Source organism: Desulfotomaculum sp. (genome assembly GCF_982386235.1).
Map to the genome: position 1 here is coordinate 25,022 of NZ_CEVWQM010000026.1, position 19,644 is coordinate 44,665.

General features: G+C 45.8%; 16 protein-coding genes. 14 read left to right on the forward strand and 2 right to left on the reverse strand.

Annotated elements, in window-relative coordinates; translation table 11 throughout:
* The first annotated feature begins 65 nt into the window (after positions 1–65).
* Positions 66–1,265 (forward strand): methionine adenosyltransferase, encoded by a 1,200-nt coding sequence (metK, locus tag AC1U9Z_RS14295; protein WP_479958093.1) that lies wholly within the window; start codon positions 66–68, stop codon positions 1,263–1,265.
* 175 nt (positions 1,266–1,440) lie between these two features.
* Here metK and AC1U9Z_RS14300 read toward each other — a convergent pair whose 3' ends face one another.
* Complete coding sequence (locus AC1U9Z_RS14300) at positions 1,441–1,890, reverse strand: helix-turn-helix domain-containing protein (protein ID WP_479958095.1); 450 nt, start codon at positions 1,888–1,890, stop codon at positions 1,441–1,443.
* Between the two features lie 162 nt (positions 1,891–2,052).
* On the opposite strand from AC1U9Z_RS14300, the gene AC1U9Z_RS14305 reads away from it, so the two are divergent.
* From AC1U9Z_RS14305 to AC1U9Z_RS14320, 4 genes are all read left to right on the forward strand, one after another.
* Positions 2,053–2,796, forward strand: a complete 744-nt coding sequence (locus tag AC1U9Z_RS14305) for an ATP-binding protein (protein WP_479958119.1) — start codon at positions 2,053–2,055, stop codon at positions 2,794–2,796.
* A gap of 347 nt (positions 2,797–3,143) precedes the next feature.
* Positions 3,144–5,924 (forward strand): S-layer homology domain-containing protein, encoded by a 2,781-nt coding sequence (locus AC1U9Z_RS14310; protein ID WP_479958096.1) that lies wholly within the window; start codon positions 3,144–3,146, stop codon positions 5,922–5,924.
* An 88-nt stretch (positions 5,925–6,012) separates the two neighbouring features.
* On the forward strand, positions 6,013–8,688 hold the full coding sequence (locus AC1U9Z_RS14315) for a hypothetical protein (protein ID WP_479958097.1): 2,676 nt from the start codon (positions 6,013–6,015) through the stop codon (positions 8,686–8,688).
* A 40-nt stretch (positions 8,689–8,728) separates the two neighbouring features.
* Complete coding sequence (locus AC1U9Z_RS14320; protein ID WP_479958098.1) at positions 8,729–10,594, forward strand: S-layer homology domain-containing protein; 1,866 nt, start codon at positions 8,729–8,731, stop codon at positions 10,592–10,594.
* Positions 10,595–10,810: 216 nt separating this feature from the next.
* Here AC1U9Z_RS14320 and AC1U9Z_RS14325 read toward each other — a convergent pair whose 3' ends face one another.
* On the reverse strand, positions 10,811–12,682 hold the full coding sequence (locus tag AC1U9Z_RS14325; protein WP_479958099.1) for a CHASE2 domain-containing protein: 1,872 nt from the start codon (positions 12,680–12,682) through the stop codon (positions 10,811–10,813).
* A gap of 128 nt (positions 12,683–12,810) precedes the next feature.
* Between AC1U9Z_RS14325 and AC1U9Z_RS14330 the strand changes: the two genes are divergently transcribed.
* From AC1U9Z_RS14330 to hpf, 9 genes are all read left to right on the forward strand, one after another.
* Entirely contained in the window at positions 12,811–13,911 is a 1,101-nt protein-coding gene (locus AC1U9Z_RS14330) for an HD domain-containing phosphohydrolase (protein ID WP_333531831.1), read from the forward strand.
* 4 nt (positions 13,912–13,915) lie between these two features.
* On the forward strand, positions 13,916–14,251 hold the full coding sequence (locus AC1U9Z_RS14335) for a DUF3307 domain-containing protein (RefSeq protein ID WP_333531830.1): 336 nt from the start codon (positions 13,916–13,918) through the stop codon (positions 14,249–14,251).
* A gap of 65 nt (positions 14,252–14,316) precedes the next feature.
* Positions 14,317–14,772, forward strand: a complete 456-nt coding sequence (locus AC1U9Z_RS14340; protein ID WP_479958100.1) for a glycosyltransferase — start codon at positions 14,317–14,319, stop codon at positions 14,770–14,772.
* An 11-nt stretch (positions 14,773–14,783) separates the two neighbouring features.
* The gene (locus AC1U9Z_RS14345) at positions 14,784–16,517 is read left to right on the forward strand and encodes a sensor domain-containing diguanylate cyclase (RefSeq protein WP_479958101.1); all 1,734 of its coding nucleotides are present in this window, start codon (positions 14,784–14,786) and stop codon (positions 16,515–16,517) included.
* A 188-nt stretch (positions 16,518–16,705) separates the two neighbouring features.
* Entirely contained in the window at positions 16,706–16,930 is a 225-nt protein-coding gene (locus tag AC1U9Z_RS14350) for a DUF1659 domain-containing protein (RefSeq protein ID WP_333531827.1), read from the forward strand.
* A 13-nt stretch (positions 16,931–16,943) separates the two neighbouring features.
* Positions 16,944–17,162 carry a DUF2922 domain-containing protein gene (locus AC1U9Z_RS14355; RefSeq protein WP_479958102.1) on the forward strand — a complete coding sequence of 73 codons (219 nt, stop codon included), beginning with the start codon at positions 16,944–16,946 and terminating at the stop codon, positions 17,160–17,162.
* Positions 17,163–17,308: 146 nt separating this feature from the next.
* Positions 17,309–18,013 (forward strand): phosphoribosyltransferase family protein, encoded by a 705-nt coding sequence (locus AC1U9Z_RS14360; protein ID WP_479958103.1) that lies wholly within the window; start codon positions 17,309–17,311, stop codon positions 18,011–18,013.
* A 407-nt stretch (positions 18,014–18,420) separates the two neighbouring features.
* Positions 18,421–18,618 (forward strand): cold shock domain-containing protein, encoded by a 198-nt coding sequence (locus AC1U9Z_RS14365; protein WP_011879371.1) that lies wholly within the window; start codon positions 18,421–18,423, stop codon positions 18,616–18,618.
* Positions 18,619–18,885: 267 nt separating this feature from the next.
* On the forward strand, positions 18,886–19,419 hold the full coding sequence (gene hpf / locus AC1U9Z_RS14370; protein WP_479958104.1) for a ribosome hibernation-promoting factor, HPF/YfiA family: 534 nt from the start codon (positions 18,886–18,888) through the stop codon (positions 19,417–19,419).
* Positions 19,420–19,644: the final 225 nt, after the last annotated feature.

Here is a 19,644-nt window from a genome sequence, read left to right on the forward strand (position 1 = left end):
TCCGTTCCGGAGGGGTTTGTTTATTTTTGATGGGAGCGGGAAAAGTTATAGAGGGAGGTATTCCATTGAGCAGAAAACTTTTTACTTCTGAATCCGTAACTGAAGGCCATCCAGATAAAGTGGCCGACCAAATTTCGGATGCTATCTTAGACTCTATTCTGGCCAGAGATCCGCTGGCCCGGGTAGCCTGTGAAACCTTTGTCACTACCGGACTCGTACTGGTGGGAGGAGAAATATCCTGCCAGTGCTATGTAGATATCCCCAAAGTTGTGCGGGAGACGGTCTTAGAAATTGGCTATACCCGTGCTAAATACGGTTTTGATGGGGACACCTGTGCAGTGCTAACGGCTATCGATGAACAATCCCCGGATATTGCCATGGGTGTAGACAAGGCCCTGGAAGCTAAAACAGGTGAAATAAGCGAGGCAGAAATTGAGGCCATTGGTGCCGGTGACCAAGGCATGATGTTTGGTTATGCCACCGATGAAACACCAGAATTAATGCCCCTGCCCATCTCCCTGGCCCATACCATAGCCCGTCGTTTGGCAGAGGTTCGTAAGTCTGGTCTGCTGGACTATTTACGTCCCGATGGTAAAACCCAGGTTACAGTGGAATACGAAGACGACAAACCTGCCCGGATTGACACAATAGTCATTTCCACCCAACACCATCCAGAAGTTAAACTGGAAACCATTCGGCAGGATATGATAGAAAAAGTAGCCCTACCTGTACTGCCGGCCGAATTAGTTGATGAGAAAACTCGTTTCTTGATCAACCCCACCGGCCGCTTCGTCATCGGCGGACCCCACGGCGACGCCGGTCTCACCGGGCGTAAAATTATTGTGGATACCTACGGCGGCCGGGCCCGTCACGGCGGCGGCGCCTTCTCCGGCAAAGATCCCACCAAGGTGGACCGCTCCGCAGCCTATGCTGCCCGTTACGTGGCCAAAAACGTAGTGGCCGCTGGTCTTGCTAAGAGATGCGAAGTACAACTGGCCTACGCCATCGGCGTAGCCCGCCCAGTTTCCGTGAGGGTGCAAACCTTTGGTACCGGTGCAGTCAGCGACGAGGTTATTAGCGACCTAATCAACAAAAACTTCGACCTGCGTCCCGCTGGCATCATCAAGTCCCTGGACCTGCGTCGCCCCATTTACAAACAAACCGCCGCCTACGGCCACTTCGGCCGTCCGGATCTCGACCTCCCCTGGGAGCGGACCGATAAGGCTGAGATTTTACGGGCAGAAGCAGGGGTCAAACCCCAGTAAGACCCCGGTAAAAAATGTCGAAAAAGCACTTCATCTCTTTGGATGAGGTGCTTTTCTTTTTTTGAGGGGGTCAGACCCCCAGACCACCTCAAAGATCGAATCCCCACAAAGCACGTCAAAAAAGCACTTCCCACAGGATGAAGTGCTTTTTTGATTAATAGGCCAGTCTTCGTAATTATTTCTTGTATTTTTCTTTCATTTCTTGCACCAACAACTTATCGTCAGTCGCTGGAACTTTATCAAGTTGATAGGAACTCTTGATTAAATTAAGAGTGTTGCTCAAAGAGAGTAGCCATTCTTCAATGACCTCGTTAGAATAACCTTCGGCTTTAATGGTTTGGATTAACTTAATCAGTTTATGATTATTCCTGTCTGACACAAAGGACTGCATGTCCTCTGGTAAGGTGGGGAAAGTTGAACTAACGGAAATATCGCTTCTGTAGTCATTGCTAAGCCCCAGCAAATAATCAATACTGCAACCAAAAAATTGAGCTAGTTTTTTTAAAGTATCCGGGTCAGGCTGACGCTTTTCTGTCTCATATAGAGCAATGGCAGACTTGCCAACATTTAAGGCTTCGGCCAAGGCCTGCTGGGTAAGATTTTGACTTTCTCTTAATTGCCTCATTCTTTTTCTGAAAATCCCCACACAATACACCTCGAATAAATTATAATCGGGGGTTTTTCTAATTCAATCTGTTGTTTCATAATGAAATCAAAATACTTGACAATGTTTCACATTGAAAATATGATTAGGTATTATTTACAATATTTGGAGGGAACTTTGAGTATGATTATGAATGGTAATGTTAAATTTAACTTAACGAGAATCATGGAAGATAAGATGCAGTATAAAGACTTAATAAAGCATAACAAAAATTTAGAAAGAATAAAGTTAACAGGGGAGCTAACGGCGGGAATTGCCCATGAAATTCGCAATCCGATGACTACCGTTCGGGGGCTGCTGCAATTGCTTATGAAAAAAAAGGAACATTCCAATTTAGAGAGGGATTTTGACATAATGATTAAAGAACTGGATAGAGTAAATTTTATTATTACTGAAGCACTTTTATTGGACCCAACAATTGTAGGGGATTTGAGATTGCATAACTTAAATGTTATCCTACAAGACTTATCGCCGCAAATTATAGCTAAAGCCCGTAGTTTTAACATAAATGTGATCTTTGAATTGGACGTTATTCCAAACCTGGTTTTAAATAAGCAAGAAATTACTAAGCTGATTATGAATCTATCCCAAAATGGTTTGGAAGCTATGCCAACTGGTGGAGTGTTAACTATAAAAACATTTAAGCAGAATGCAGAAATTATTTTAGCCATACAAGATCAGGGGGAGTTCATTAAGCCGGAGGTACTTGAAAAGATGGGAACACCCTTCTTTAGTACCAAAGATCAGGGCACCGGATTGGGTTTGGCTGTCTGCTACAGTATTGCTGACAGACATAATGCCTATATTCAAGTAGAAACTGGCCCCGCAGGAACCAACGTCCTTATCCATTTTCCCATAAGGGGCTAACTAGGTAAGGAATGCCAAAAAACACTCTTGCTATAGAACGAGAGTGTTTTTTGGCATTTTTTGACAAATAGTTTTATTTTTGGCCATAGCATTAATTTGATTTTGTGCCGTATGTCGTAATTATGGAGGATAATGTCGAAAAACAAATATTACAAAAAGCAGGAATAAAAACAAAAGTGTTAGAATATTTCCTCACTTTATTTGTTTTAAGACCTTTGTCATAGGCCATAGAATAAAGGTTACGTTGGGAGGTGTTATATGCCTAGAATTAATAAGGTTCTGCAGATATATAGACGACCTAAAAAACTGAATAGAAGCAGTGAGTAACCGTGAGCGAGGGAGAAATTGTGAAAAATATTACGAGGATGTCGATTTTAAGCGGATTATTGGTTTCTTTGATCTTCATTGGTAGTTTAACAGCTTTCGCAAGTACTTCGGGGAATAACTCTCTATTTTCAGATGTAAGCCCTGACTATAATAACACATTGTATATCAACTACCTAGCCAACCAGGGATTAATCAAAGGTTTTCCCGATGGAACCTTTCGGCCCAATGCTGGTTTAACCCGTGCGGAAGCTGCCGCATTAATGGTGCGGTCTGTTAAAGTTAATGCCGTGGCCGCGGCACCGCAGTTTGTGGATGTAAACGCCAATCACTGGGCAGCGGCCAGTATTGAAGCTGCAGCAGCAGCAGGTCTAATTAGCGGTTATCCGGATAATACCTTTCGCCCCAATGCATTTCTTACCAGGGCCGAAGGTGTAACCCTGTTTTTACGGCTATCAAAACAGCCAGATCCCCAGGTAGCACTACCTGTCCTGGAAGATCTGGGGCCTAATCACTGGGCAGCCCGTCCCGTAGCCGTAGGATTAGCGGCTGGCATGGTAGGACTGTCTGCGGACAAAAAACAGTTTCTGCCTGATGCACCGCTCACCCGAGGTGATTTGGCTCGGGTACTGGGAGTTTTATTGACCCAGGACCCAAACCTGTATCGTACAGATTTGAAAGGTAAGTTAACGGTGCTGAAGGGAACTGTTACGGTAATTAATGGCAGTGGCAAAGCAACTGAGATAACAGGCTCAACCTCCATAGGATCAGGAGAAATGGTTAAAATTCCAGCGGGCAGTGATGCAGAAATCACATTTCCTGATGGCACCGGCTTACGTCTGATGGAAAATAGTGAGTTAGATTTAAAAGAAGCCAGGGGGCGTGTCTACGTTACACGCACTGGTACCCAGGGTGTTGCCGTAGATTGGTTGGCTTTGGATCTTAAACAGGGAAATATCTTTGGGGCCCTAGCCACCCGGGAGGATACCCAGATAGAGCAAAGCAACCAAGTCATTACCACTGGTTTAGCCAATTACCCAAGGGTAGCCAGTGCAAATGAAGAGGATTTAAAGAAAAGACTAGCCAGTTTAGTAGCAAAGGCCCAAGAAAGTGCCGTGTCCGGGACAGAAACAAACAACCAAAATTTACCCTGGTACCAGCAGGCCCAGGCCAAAAAGGTCCGTGTTCAGGTGGACATGCCCTGGTCAGTATGCGCCATTCGGGGTACCTTCTGGGAGAACTTGGTGTCTAGGGATGGACGTTCTAGGACTAATCTGTTAGAAGGGGAAGGGCAAGTAACAGCAGCCGGTCAAACCGTAAACCTGTTCCCAGGCCAAAGCACCGAAGTAGCTAACGCTGCACAACCGCCTGCTCCACCGGCACCTATGACCCAAGCAGAAACCAGACAATGGGTTAACCTAGCTCAGTGGGTTGTGGAAAGGGCCAAGGCAATTGATGCCAACAGAGAACAGAATGCCCCACCTCCACCACCAGCTACTCCAACACTACAGCCGGCACAACCACCAGTGCAGCCTCAACAACCTGTTCCGTCACCAACTCAGCCACAAAGTACCCTAAACAAAGTGGTGGAAGCACTAACGAAGGCGAACCAGGGGAAAGTACCAGACAGTATTAAGGATACTGTTACACCCACCAAGCCTAGCCAGCCAACACCTCCTAGTACAGGCGGCGGGGGAGGAATCACCACATATTCAATCACTGGCATCAAAACACCTGACGACAAAGTTGTGGCCTATGGTACTCCTATTGCCAATATTGGACTACCCACCCAGGTGGAAGCTAGTTTAAGTAACAGCACTACACGTAGCCTGGGTGTAACCTGGAATCAGGGTGCTTATAAAAGTGATGTTAGTGGAACTTATGTTTTTGAAGGAATGTTAAGCTTACCAACAGGAGTTACCAACCCCAATGGACTTAAGGCCAGTATAAAAGTTATTGTTCTGGAACCAGAAACTATACTCCTTCAGCAAATAAGTTCTATAAGTGATATATCCGTACCACACGGCACATCACTTGCCCATGTGAGTTTGCCAAATCAAGTACGAGTGACCCTAAGTAATGGTTTAACCCAAAGCTTAACTGTAAATTGGAACCAAGGGAATCCTTCCTATGATGGAACGAAAACAGGAACCTATTTATTTACAGGAACCTTAGTCTTACCCAACGGAGTTGTTAACACGAACAATCTTAAGGCAGAGGTCAAGGTAATCGTTTCTGGGAAACAGGCCAGCATTATTTCTATAACACCAACCTCTGGCAAAGCCAATACGCTGGTAACCATTGAGGGCAGCAACTTTGGCATTGAAAAAGGCAAGGTAGTTATTGCCGGAACTAGTGTGGAGGATGGAAATGTAAAAACCTGGGCCGATAATGAGATAACTTTCTACATGCCGGATGTAAAACAGAGTGCAGGACTTGATGTCTGGATTAAACCAGTAGTCAATTTGATCAGTAACAAAACCACCTTCAATTTCCGAGGTTCGGTCCCTGCGCTGCCTTCAGTATATTACGGAACTATCAATGTTATTGGTGTTTCCGGTGTCGCAGGACCGGGAACAGTGGTTGAAGCTAGAGTTGGTGGACAAGCTATGTCCAGTGTCATAACAGATACGGATAACCTTTATGGCAACACAGCCAAACTTGATGTACAGGGTGTTGCTGAGGGAACAATGATTGAGTTCTGGGTTAGGTTACCAAATTATAGTTTTGTGCAAGCGGTAGAAACATGTAACTTTACCAGTGGAGCTGAAAGAGAGATCAATCTAACGATCAATCTTTCATAAAGAGTCGGTATCCGTATTGGGGGTGGGATGTCAATTGGTTAACTGCTTAAATAATTAAGGATATGTCTAATTGTAAGGAGGAAGAGAGATGAGCGGGTTACTCAAACGAGGTGGCAAACCAGCCCTCTGGCTGGTTTTGACACTGTTGTTAATACTGGCATTGGCAATGCCGGCCCAGGCTGATCAGCCTAATATTACCGGTGCCGGAGTGGAAGCAGAAAACCCCACTGTTTGTGTCCAGTCTGACTATATTTTGGAAATTGGCATACGTAACGGTCTTAGTACTGGTGACAGCTTTTATTTAGAAATCAATGACAATCTTTTTGATATAAATGCGATAGACCTAGATTCGCTGGAAATGACTGTGAATGAACAGGTGTATTCCATTGAAGGGTCTATTGAAAACAATACACTGATACTTCCAATTAATCAGGATGTTGATCCTGGTGCCGTAATCTTTATTATAAAGGGATGTACAAACCCTGAATACGCGGGGAGTCAACAGTTTGCAAATAGTATTAGTATTAATCGCGTGGATGGTAGCATAGACTCATACTTTGGACCAGTAGATGTATATATTAATGCACCAGAGTTAATTATTACCCCTTTGCCAAATGAAATTGAATATAACCTTCGCACTAAGCTAACGGTTACACTTACAGACAGTAAAGGGAACCCTTTTGTAACGCCCCGTGACATAGAAATAGATGTGACCACGGATAAACAAGGAGAGTTTTTTGAACGTGCTGTAGATGGCAATGGGGTTGGTTATTGGGATATGTCCAGTATGATCCCCCAGGGTAAATCAAGTATAGAATTATTTTACAAGCCCACAAAAATAGCAACACATAAAATTAATGCAGGATTTTCAGATGATGAAGAGCCCTATAACTGGGGATACGGCAATGCTGAGACAACAATAACAGCCCTGGCGGCAGATGCAGTAAATGTGTTGCTTTCAGACAGCGAAGGTTATCTAAGACAAAGTCTTTTTACAACAGCAGGTAAGGCGGAGAGAATAACTTTAACAGCCTTTGATCAAAATAATAACCCGGTTAAACAGCAAACTGATTTGGTTGTTAAACTGAGGGCGTTTAATAACACTGGTAATTTCTATGAGGTTATTGATAATGCTAAGGGAGAAGATCCCGTTGAAGAAGTGGTAATAAAGGCAGGTAGTGATTCGGTAGATCTGTACTATTGTGATACTCGTAAAACATACGCTCCTAATGACAATGATTGGTACTCTACTACCATTAGCACAGAAATCTCTCCAAACTATTATATTCCTATCTATGTATATGTTGCTCCTGCCGTGGCACAGTCTCTGGATCTCAAGGTCTTTGATCACCAATCTTATACCACCTATAATTGGGATGGGGATAATCCCCGCCTAGACATTGCGAATGGCACGGAACACTGGCGGATTGATTCACTGGGAAATGTTCAGCACAATTTACTTTCAGGAATGATTTTCCCTGTGGAAATTACAGTATTTGATGAGTACGGCAACCAGAAAGAACTTGATTCTTCCTTAACTTTGGATTTAAAGGCAGAAGCTGTCTCAGGGTCAGTTTATGGTAACTTCTATAGTAATAAATACTATAATGACGATGTTGACCCTATCACACAGGTTACAATTGATGAAAACACCAGTATAGTTTCACTCTACTTTGTTGCCAGCGGCAATGGTTCAGCTAAAATTAAGGCTATAGCTCCTAACTTTGGTGAGGCTACCTTTGATATTAATGTGCTAGTTCCCGAAAAGTTACAGATAATATTCCCCTATAAAGAAAACTATATTGAACGCGAAGAACGCAAGCCAATTATAGTGGTGCTTACCGATGCCGAAGGGCACCCAGCCATGGTTGACCATGACATTAATGTCAACCTATCAGGTGGTAAATTCTATGAATGGAAAGAAGATGCCAGTTTTATAGATAGTATTACCATCCCTGCATGGAACCATGGTGTTCAAGTATACCTAGAGGGTCCTGAGGATGACGGGAATTTCACTATCAGTGCAGCAGATGCTGATGGGCAATATGATGCAACCGGCGATGTGACTGTTGAAGTAGCGGATTTTGCATATTTCTCTACGGAACTAGAGCGTGGCTGGAATACCCTTTCCACACCCATTGCCTTGGAAAGTGGTCGCAACACCATGGATCAGGTAGTTGAAGATATCTCCTATATCAGTAGTGCCTTTAAATACAATGAAGTCCAAGCTAGGTGGCAACAAATTTATCGAGACGGTAATGTTTGGCGTGTCAAGCAGGGAACAGAAGCAACTGCAACAGATCCCGAGTTTCTCTTTGAACCCCAGGAGGCCATCTTTATTAAGATGAAGGGTTGGTCGGCTGCTCATTTCTACGCTTCTAAAGCGATTAATCCGCCACCAACTCGTCAGCTAATCACCGGCTGGAACTTAGTTAGTCCGGCTATACCTGCGCACGAAGACTACTATGAATCGGCTTTAAATATGCATTACGGTAAAGGGATAATGCCAACCTATAAGGTCTTGATCAATATCAAGGATAAGTATAGTCAGGTGGTAAGTCCCTCATTAGCCAGTCAATATGCCTGGAACTATGTTCCGCCTAACTCAGGTTTAGCAGGCGACCTAGAGCTCCTTTTAACTGGTCTAATTGGTTCAGATGTAAAGTGCATGGAGGCTGGTCGGGGCTACTGGGTTTACATGAAAGAACCAGGTGAGTTACCAGGATTTAGTTCTACACCGGTTTATAACAACAATAACTATTAGTTAAAGTAAAAACAACTTGTTTTGACAGGAGGAATAATAAATGAAGCATGTGCAAAGGGCAATGTGTCTGATCGCTTTGGTAGCCATGCTTCTCCAGTGCGGGGTACCGGCCCTTGGGGCCAGTTCCCCGCCTCCGTTACCTGCGACTTACTGGGGAAGTATTAAAACCAGCGGAGGGAGTGCAGTTCAGTCCGGTACGGTGGAAGCCTATATTGATGGAGTATTCTGTAGTTCGATTGAAATCACAAATGGCATGTATGGTTCCGACTCAGGAATAAAGTTAGATGTCCCGGGAACTACAAGTAGTAAGGTTGTAAGTTTTAAGGTCAATGGTAAATATGCAGACCAAACAATTAACTGGAAAAGCGGCGATGACAAAAGGGTGGACTTAACAGTAGACTTATCGGATGAAAAACCGCCAGTTGATCCGCCTGCTTTAGCTTTGGAGAATGCCGGCCCACCTGCGGGCAAGATAGGACAGTCTTACAATTATAAATTTAATGCTACTGGTGGGATAAGTCCTTATCGTTTCAATTTAAAGGCAGGTCAATTACCAACAGGATTAACTTTATTTGCGGAGGGTAACCTGAGTGGTATCCCTACCAATGTAGGAACATATACCTTTACCATTGCAGTATCTGACAAGAATAATAAGCAGGCCAACCAAAGTTTTTCCATAACCATTAACGAAACCTCTACCACACCACCAGCCGGTGGTGGAGGCGGCGGTGGGGCATCGCCTAAGAATGAGCCTGCATCGCCAATCAGTGACAATACAATAAAGGATGCCATAAGCCGTGCTGCCCAAACGGGAAAAGTAACGGTTCAGGCTCCTGCCGGAGAAAGTAGTATAGTCTTATCCGCTAGTCAATTTAAAGACATCCAGGCCACCGGGAAACCACTGGAAACAAAGGTCAACAATATAACCATGACCATTGGCCCCAGTGTATTACAGGTTCCAGAACTGCGATCGGAGAATATTACACAGGTGCAGTTGTCAGCAAATGCCGTGGCTGCCAGAGACGCCCAGGAAGCGATTAACCAGGCTAACCGTGGTGGATTATTCCGTATTGCCGGTGAAGTCTTTGAGTTGTCTGCCAGTGCTGTTCTTGAAGATGGCAGTTCAAAGAATATTAAACAATTGAATGGTAAAGTCCAGGTAACCTTGCCTGTGCCGCAAAACGCCAGGAGCTTAGCGGTGGATGGTCGGTTAGCTGTCGGTTACTATAACGAACAGACAAAAACCTGGCAGGATATGGGCGGCAAGTATGATCCAGTTAACGGCACCATTACCTTTGAAACGGACCATTTCAGCAAATATGCTGTGATGGAAGTGAATAAGGTTAAGGCACTAGTTAACACCTCGGCCTTTCGTGATATTGCCAATCACTGGGCCAACGAGAACATTACATTTATGGCAGAAAAGGGTTTTGCCGGTGGGGTAGGCGATGGTAGATTTGCCCCCGAAGCCAACATTACCAGGGCTCAATTTGCTGCCTTTCTGGTCCGCATTCTAGCTATGCCAGAGTTCGATGCAGCTCTGAATTTCACGGATGTCAAGGCCGGGGATTGGTACTATGCACCGCTGGCCACGGCTTATCAGGCAGGTTTGATTAAAGGCTTAACGTCTGATAAAATTGCCCCTAACGAAAATATCACACGGGAACAAATGGCTGTGATGCTTGTGCGGGCTATGGAGTATAAAGGAAAAACTTTCCCAGTAGCAAAGGAATTAACCTTTAGCGATAAAGATACAGTATCCCCTTGGGCGGTGGCAGGAATTTCTCAATCAGCCCAATTAAACCTCATCGGGGGGTTCCCAAATGGTACCTTTATGCCCCAGGCCAATGCCACCAGAGCCCAGGCCATTGTGATGCTTCACAGATTATATAACCAAATGCAATAACCAAAAGAAGGTTTCCGGCCAAGCTGGAAACCTTCTTTTGCACTAAGGGTGACAAGGGGATGGGGTTATTGACACCTTTTGCTTTAAACAGATTACCCCTATAGAGGCTGAACCCTGCGTGGCAACTCCCCCCGTCAGCTTCGCCGCCACCCCCTCGGAGAGGGAGCTTTATAAAATCCCCCAGGGGAGTTGGGCCTGCTTGATGACACGAAGCTTTCATTCTCTGCCAGTGCCGCTTGCGGCATGGGGAACTACCGTGTAAACACCAATGGGAAGCGTGAACCCCTTCACTTCCGCCTGACCCAGGAACTCCAACGACGATCTAAGCTCACAGCTATCGGGCAGTTTTTGCACTGACCTCTCACTAATCACAATCAAAGTAGCAAAATTCTTCGTCAAGCCCTCCACCCGAGAGGCCAGGTTGACATCTTCGCCGATCACCGTATAATCCATGCGCTCGGGACTGCCGACATTGCCCACCAGCACACTGCCGGAGTTAATACCTACCCCCACATTTAATGCAGGGGCGCCCTGGGCAGTCCACTTTTGATTGAGGTTGCCAATGGCTTCTTGAATTTCCACTGAGGCCCGGATGGCTCGCTCAATATGATCCTCATAAAAGACCGGCGCGCCAAAAATCGCCATCAAACCGTCACCCAGGTATTTATCCAGCATACCCCCATGGCGAAAAATAACATGGGTGATGGCTGTGAGGTATTCATTTAAGCGGCTTACCACCTCTTCCGGGGCCTTTCCTTCGCTATAGGCAGTAAAGCCCCGGATGTCACAAAACATAATGGTAAGCTCCTGCCGTTTCCCCCCGAGGGATACTTGATCGGGGCTTTGCATTAACTCATTGACCACATCCGGGGACAGGTAGCGGCTAAACATAGCCTTGGTTTTGCGGCGGGCCATTTCAGCCTGCATAAAGTCTGTGGCGGTGGTTGCGGCGTAGGTTAAAAATATCAAAACAATGGGAGCGGCTAAATTAACCCACCAATGGGCCTGCCATGACAGAAATACAACGGCCACCGCAATAGCCACTAAAAATAATGTACCCAATAGACCCTTCCAGGGTCCGCGGCCGGCCACTAGGAAAGAGGTGGCGAAACCAGCGAGGGCAAGAAAAATAATATTAATAAAGGGTGAAGTTTGCCGGAACCAACTGTTTGTCATAAAACTATTTACAGTGGAAGCATGGATCTCCACTCCCGGTGTTGGCAGGGAACCACTTAACACCATGTTGGTGGTGGTAAAAGGTGTAGGCCATTCATCATGACCCATTGCTGTGGTATCACCGATCAAGACGATTTTATCCTTGAAAAAGGATGCGGCAACTTTCCCCTCCAATACATCCGCGTAGCTAATGGTGGTGAAGGCCCCACGAGGACCCCAGAAATTTACTAGGGCCCGGTTGGCGTTATCAATGGGTATGGTGTTTTTGCCAACCATAAGCTGATTGTTGGCAAGTTTGACATCCTGGGGGTCAATGTCCTGGGCCACCAGGGCCACGGCCATGCCAAAGGACGGAAAGGGTATATCAAAGGTATTGACATCTACCAGGGTTGCCCTGCGGATCACTTGATCTGGGTCAGTGGGTGTATTAGCAAACCCGAGTCCAGCTAATCCGGCAGACATAAAATATGGATGTGGTGTCAAAAGTCTTTGCTCCAGATGACCAAGATCATCCTTGGCATAGGTAAATGAACCGGCCAAAACCACCTTGCCATGACGGGTAATTGACTCTGCAAAGGCCTGGTCTTCGGCAGCCGAACTGGGTGAGTCAAAGACCATATCAAAGCCAACCACCTTGGCCTCCTTTATCTTATCCAGAAGCTTGGCGTGTACCGATCGAGGCCAGGCCAGGGGACCTATTTTATTAATTGAAGCCTCATCAACGGCCACAACAACAACCTGCTCCCCCGGCTGTTGCTGACCCTTTAGCCGAAACCAGGCATCATAAATATTCATTTCCAGTCGACCCATAAAACCCATGGTGACGACAAGTTCAACTAAAATAAATAAGAATAACGGGATGAACAGTTTACGATTAAGATTTTTATAACTGACCTTTTTATCCAAGTCCAAGTTAAACATCCTTTCCAGCCTAAATATATAAAAATTAACAAAATATTCTAGTTCATTGGTTCATTTTCCTTGCTATTTCAGTTAAAATATTAACAATTCTGAAAGTGTATGGGAATGAGGAATAGAAAATGAGTGATCACTCGCTTAAGACGAGACAACAACATTTAGAAGCCCTCTGGGAAATTGCCAAATCACTGCAGGCTTCTTTAAATCTCGAAGAGGTACTGGATCAAGCCCTAACCCAGGCTATGCAGGTAACGAATGCAGAGGCAGGGACCCTATGGCTAAATGATAATCATACCAATGAATACATCGAACCAGTATTAGCTAAGGGACCCAGGGCAGATGGCCTCAAGGGACTCAAATTAAAAATCGGTGAGGGGATGGCTGGTTGGGTAACCGCCCAGGGGAAATCACAAATGATTGCCGATGTCCTTAACGACCCACGCTGGGCCGAGCGTTTTGACCAGTCCACAGGTTTTGTGACCCGTTCCTTGCTTTGTGTACCGCTGCTGACCCAAACATCCAGCATTGGCTGTCTGCAACTGGTCAATAAGCTTGATGGCAAGTTGTTCAACGAAGATGATCTAAGTTTATGCGAAGCCCTAGCCGGGGTTATTGGCATTGCCATTGAAAACAGTCGCCTTTATACAGACCTAAAGACCATGTTTAAAAGTTTCTTGGCAACCCTGGCCTCAGCCATTGATGCCAGAGACCCCTATACCAGGGGCCATTCGGAAAGGGTTAGCCAATACAGCCTGAAGATTGCCAGGGCCATAGGGTTGTCGCCAAAGGAACTGGATACCTTGGAAAGGGCGGCATTTCTGCACGATATCGGCAAAATAGGCATCCGGGATAATATCCTGCTTAAAGAGGCCCCACTGGATAACGAAGAATTTGTGACCATGAAGAAACATACGGATATTGGTCAGGAAATCCTGCAAAGTATTGAGCCAGCCCATCTAGTGAAGGAAATAGCCTTAGGAGCAGCCTGCCACCACGAAAGGTATGATGGAAAGGGCTATCCCCGGGGCATCCGTGGAGAAGACATTCCCCTGTCGGCTAGGATTATGGCCATTGCTGACACCTTTGATGCCATGACCACCGATAGACCCTACCGTAAGGGATTATCCAAAGAAGCGGCATTGCAAGAAATAATCCGTTGTACCGGGAGTCAGTTCGACCCGGTTTTGGCGGCAGTCTTTTTAAGTGAAATGAAGAAGGGATAACGATATGAACCTATTCGAGTGGTTGCTGATCGGTCACCTGGTGGGGGACTATTTATTACAGACCCGGTGGATGGCGGAAAATAAGGCAACAAAAATTTTTCCATTAACCATCCATAGCCTGGTTTATACCGGGGCAGTCTTTGCCTGCTCCCTTCCTGTCGGAGGGATAAAGCCAATCGAAGTGGCCCTGATATTTTTCTCTCACCTGATTTTAGACCAAAGGACTTTCTCTAATTGGTGGATTACAAAAATCAACAAATCGCCAGATATCCTTTGGTTAAAAATAATGAATGATCAAATATTTCACTTGCTGGTGTTGGTTATTATTGCCGGGGTATAACTCCATTAAAAAATGCACCCCCTTAGCTGGTCCAGACATACTCTAGGGACACAGGGGGTGTTTTTATGTGGACAGTTATTGGGTCCATGATTATTTTAGTGCTGGCTTGTTATGGGGTCTATTACCTGGTGCAGGATCTGCTGCGCTTTTTCCGTGCAGAGCCAGGGCCGCCGGTGAGTATGTTGGTGGTTATTCGTGACCGGGCCCAGGATCTGGAGTATCTGATCCGTAGAATGAATAACTGGCGCAAAAAACAGTGGGTGGAATTAGAGCTGGTGGTGGTGGACGATGGTTCCACCGATGATACAAACAAAATATTAAGCAATCTACAGAAAAAATACTCCTATCGCCTGGTATCCCTGCCCCAGGGCCCAAGGGGGGATAAGCCGGATGAGGCCTTGCAAACCGGTCTGCTGCACTGCCATAATGCCCTGGTTTGGTTGGTGGATATGAGGATGCTTCCCCAGGGTTTGCTGGCAGAGAAGGTTTTTCGTGTATTTTTCTGCCAGGGATGGAGGTAAATTACCATTTCTTGTCGAATAAATGCAACAGAAACAAGGTGGTGATGACTATCTCCAGGCAAGGAGTTTTTAGTTTATTATATACATGGACAATCATTTTACTAAGTGCTGTTTGGCTGTGGAAGACCTTTCCACAGCTTAACTTTGACCATATTGGGACACTGGCTGCCCTCATTGTACTGGGAATTTTGGCTGAATGGTTGGCAGTACCCTTTTCCCAAGGCTATCTTTCGGGTACCTATGTCATTGTGTTGGCCACCCAGCTTATTGGCGGCGGTGTTGCTGCGGCTTGGGTTATCGGCCTTATTTTAGTTATCGGGTTGGGCATTGCCAATCGGGGCAATCCCCTGCGCACCACATTATTTAATGCAGCCCAGCATGTTTTGGCAGTGGCTGCCGCCAACCTTGCTATTCAGTTAATGAGCGGAGATTTATTGGCCATTGTACTCTTCACATTGGTATATTTCGGCATAAATCACCTCCTGATTTATCTTTACCTGCTGCCCGGACGTAGGGATCACCCTGGCCTTTTCGGCTGGGATGCCCTGCGCTGGGATAGCTATACCTACGTTCTTACGGTACCCTACGGTGCCTTACTGGCCAAGCTTTATGAAACCTCCGGTATTCTTTGGGCAGTGCTTTTTTTCCTGCCGGCAGTAGCCTTTCAAATCATTCTAAAAAAATATGTTCAGCTGGAATTATCAAACCGTGACCTAACAGCACTTTTCCAGGTGGCTAAAAGGCTGCGGGACAGTAATCACCCGGCGAACTTCTTTGACGAGCTTTTGCAGGAATGTCGATGCGTTGTGGGTTTTAACGCGGCCATCATCCTAGTTTGGTCCCAGGAACGTCAGTTGTTTTTACCCGGGGCGGCCCAGGGGGACCAGCGGGAAGAACTGTGCAACCTTGTTTTTACCCCCTCGGAGGGGTTAATAGGGCAGGTCATGCAAAGTAAAGAGCCCCTTGTGATTGATGAGATCGAGAAAATGAGCAACCCCGAAGAGACCGGCCCATTTCGCTGCTATCGTTCGGTACTGGTAATTCCCCTGTTGGCCCAGGGAGAGGTAACTGGGGTACTGGTGTTGGGGTCGTCACAACCCTATGCTTACGAAGAAAATCATGTACAGTTGCTTAGTATAATAGGCGGGCAGGCCGCAATGGTATTAAAAAGTGATATGTTGGCGGACCATATCCAGCACCTGCTGGCCACCGATCGTCTGACCAACTTCCTGAGTCACCGACAGTTTTATAAGCTGGTGGTGAAGGAGATGGTAAAGGCTGCAGAAGAGGAGGCCGGGGCATCCTTGCTGTTGGTGGATATCGATAATCTGCGTAGTATAAATGCCCGTTATGGTCATGCCGCGGGGGACGGAGTTATTCAGTTGGTGGCCTCTGTGCTGCGGGATGTCACCGGCCCTGCCAATATCCTTGGCCGCTATGGGGGCGGCGAATTAGTGGTTTTGGCACCGGGGCTGGATACACCGGCTGCCCTAAAATTGGCGGAAAAAATTCGGGTAGAGGTGAGGGATGGTCGGTTAGAGCCAGGGGAAGCTAAAGCCCAACTTCCTGTGCGGGTATCCATCGGGGTGGCTACCTTTCCCCAGGATACCAACGACCCGGATCAGCTTTTTCAAGGGGCCGAAAAGGCTGTGGCCCGTGCGAAGGAATTGGGCCGGGACCGCTCCATTGCCTACCGTCAGACTTTAAGAACTAAAATCAAGGCAGATATAACTACGGTAGTATGACGAGGTGGAACACCGACTGGCTAAAAGTCGGTGTTTTTTATTCTTTATATAATCAAAGGTACCCGATTTAATGATCCATTCAATGCCAACTTCTGTCAATTGAATCTTTTTCTTTTTAGCCCAAAGCCAGTAGAATATCGGCAAGCGCTAAAACAAATGGGGCCGGCCCTAAAAAAGGAGAAAAGATTATGCCTGTTCTGAAAGAGCCCTTTGGTTGCAGTATGAAGATGCGTTACCAGCAAGGAGTAAACCACAATGGTGATCCTGTTTTTGTCAATCGGAGCTACTCGAAAATTAAGGTAACTGCTACCGATCAGGATATTTACGATGTGGCGGCAGTTCTCAACAGTCTCCAGAATAGTCCCCTGTTGGCTGTATATCGACAGGACGATTCTGAACTCATCAACCAATAAGGGGGAATAAACCATGAGTAGAACATTGGAACTAATTTTTGTCAGTGCTATCGGTGGTAAAGTAACCCTAAGGGTTGCTGATCCCAAAGATGACTTAACCGAGGCGGAGGTCAAAACCGCCATGGAACAAATCGTGGCCAAAGACATTTTCAGCAGCCCAGGCGGCAGCCTAGTCGGTGTGGCCGGTGCCAGAATTGTTAGTCGCGATGTTAGTGAGATGGATTTAGTCTAACCGAGGTGGGAGGGGCGGTTTACCGCTCCTCCGCTTTTTGCCGTTAGCTTTTTAGCCATCAGCCGGCCAAAACATAAAAACGAAAGAAGCAGGATAACGCTTCGCTAATAACGAAACATTTCAAAAATTACCTAGAGGTGATGGCCATGGTTTCCTTTTGGGAGGCTTTGTTAAATCTAATCTTTCCCGAGCCACCGGGCTGCAAGCTTTGTGGTGCAGCCGGGAGGAAGCCGCTTTGCTCGGCCTGTGAAAGATGGTTAGCCAGTTGGGCCGGCACACCAAAATGCAGTATTTGCGGCAGACCCAGCCCATGGCCCCAAACCACTTGTGTCTCATGTCAACAAAACAGACCACCCTTTGTGCTGGCCAGGGCAGTGGGACCCTACGAGGGCAATTTTAGGGAAGCCATTCACCAATTAAAATATAAAGGCAGAAAAAACCTAACGCCACTGTTAGGGAAGTTCCTATTGACCTTAATCATGAAGGAGCCGGAACTAAAAAAGGTCGATGGGGTATTACCCGTACCACTGTCACCGAAGAGAATGAGGCAGCGGGGCTTTAATCAAGCAGAACTGTTGGCCATAGAAGTGGCCAGAGACTTACAAAAACCCTTATTAAAGAATGCCCTCATAAAACCAGTAGAAACAGTGCCACAAACGGGACTCAACAAACTCCAACGCCAAGAAAACCTGCAAGGTGCCTTTCGAGTCCAAGATCCCTCCCAAATAAAAGGCCAAAACATCCTGCTGGTAGACGATGTCTTCACCACCGGTTCCACCGTATCAGCCGTAGCCGAAACCCTCCAAAGCCAAGGAGCCGGGAAGATCTACGTGGTCACCCTGGCTAATTGACGCATGGGGACGGTTCTTCCAAAACATTTTCCTTACCTAAACTTACAATAATTTTCATACACCACCATATGCGACAGATTACCAAAAATAACCCTACGTCAAATAGTTATGGGAAATATTGTAAACAAAGAAACTTCTACAAATATCATGCCAACAATTTTCAGTGTTTGACAAAAAACAACACCCCTGTTAATCGATTTCCACAGAAAAACCTCTGAAATGATGGGTTATTAACAGGCTTATCCACATTATCCACAGGAAAACAGTTACCAACAGGAAACTTTTCGACATTGTTACAGAATATGGAAAATGCGGCATGGGTTGACAGTCAATTTTCAAAGTAGTATTATATTTGTACGTGAGTCTGTTTTTGGCTCCTGAAAGTATTTTGAAAGCGAGGAATGTAAATGCTCGGCAAAGTAAAATGGTTCAATGCGGAAAAAGGTTATGGCTTCATTGAAAGAGAAGAAGGTGGCGACGTATTCGTTCACTTTTCCGCAATCCAAGAAGAAGGTTTCAAAAGCTTAGCTGAAGGTCAAGAGGTTGAATTCGACATCGTTGAAGGTGCCCGTGGTCCCCAGGCTGCTAACGTTACCAAACGTTAACATAGGATTGAAACTTCTACCCCCGGTATATAGATATCGGGGGTTTTCTAATTTAGAAAATGAATTTTACCCTCCGATGTCAGCATAAGATAGCCTTGGGAAAGGCTATGGCCTATGGCCGGATGGATCATTTTCAGCCGTGGTTTGTGACCGTGGGTCATGGAGGGTTCGTGTAAAAAAATGTTTTAAATCTGCAGGATTTTAAGTGATTTTCGGGAATACTATTAGCAAGGTAGATACTTCCAAACTGCGAAAGGAGTGGTGCTTGTGAAAGTGCAAGTTCGCGGTAAGAACATTCAAGTTACCCCCGCCCTGAGGGAATATGTGGAAAAACGTCTTGGTAAATTGGATCGCTTTTTAGAAAATATGGGGGAAGCCATAGCAACACTGGTGGTGGAAGGGGATTCCCATAAAATTGAGGTTACCATACCAGTAAACGGCATGCTTTTAAGAGGCGAAGAATCAACCGAAGAAATGTATTCCTCCGTGGATTTAGTGGTAGAAAAAATGGAGCGTCAGATTGAACGCTACAAGGGCAAAATCAACCGCCGAAGTGGTCGAAATATGGCCGATGTGGGTGGTCGGGCACCTGTTGTAGAAGAACATTTTGAAGATGAAACACCTGCGATCATCAAAACAAAGCGTTTTGCCATTAAACCCATGGCTCTGGATGAAGCCATCATGCAGATGAACCTGCTGGGTCATGACTTTTTTGTCTTCTCCAATGCTGAGACTGATCAAACCAACGTCATTTATAAAAGAAAAGATGGCAAGTACGGCCTAATCGAGCCGGAATTCTAAGCACACAGTGGCACACCAAGGGGTGTGCCTTCTGTATTTTTAGGGAAAAAGACCTAACATTACCAAGGCCAATTGTTGACAAAGCAGCAGGAAAATCAAGAGATAGAACGAATTTTGGTACTATACTATTGGTTTCTTGCTTTGACCTAATTTGAATGGTAGAATAAATTTGCTATATTTCTCTGCTTACTAGGGAACCTTAGGGTTCCTTTCCTTTAGTAAATA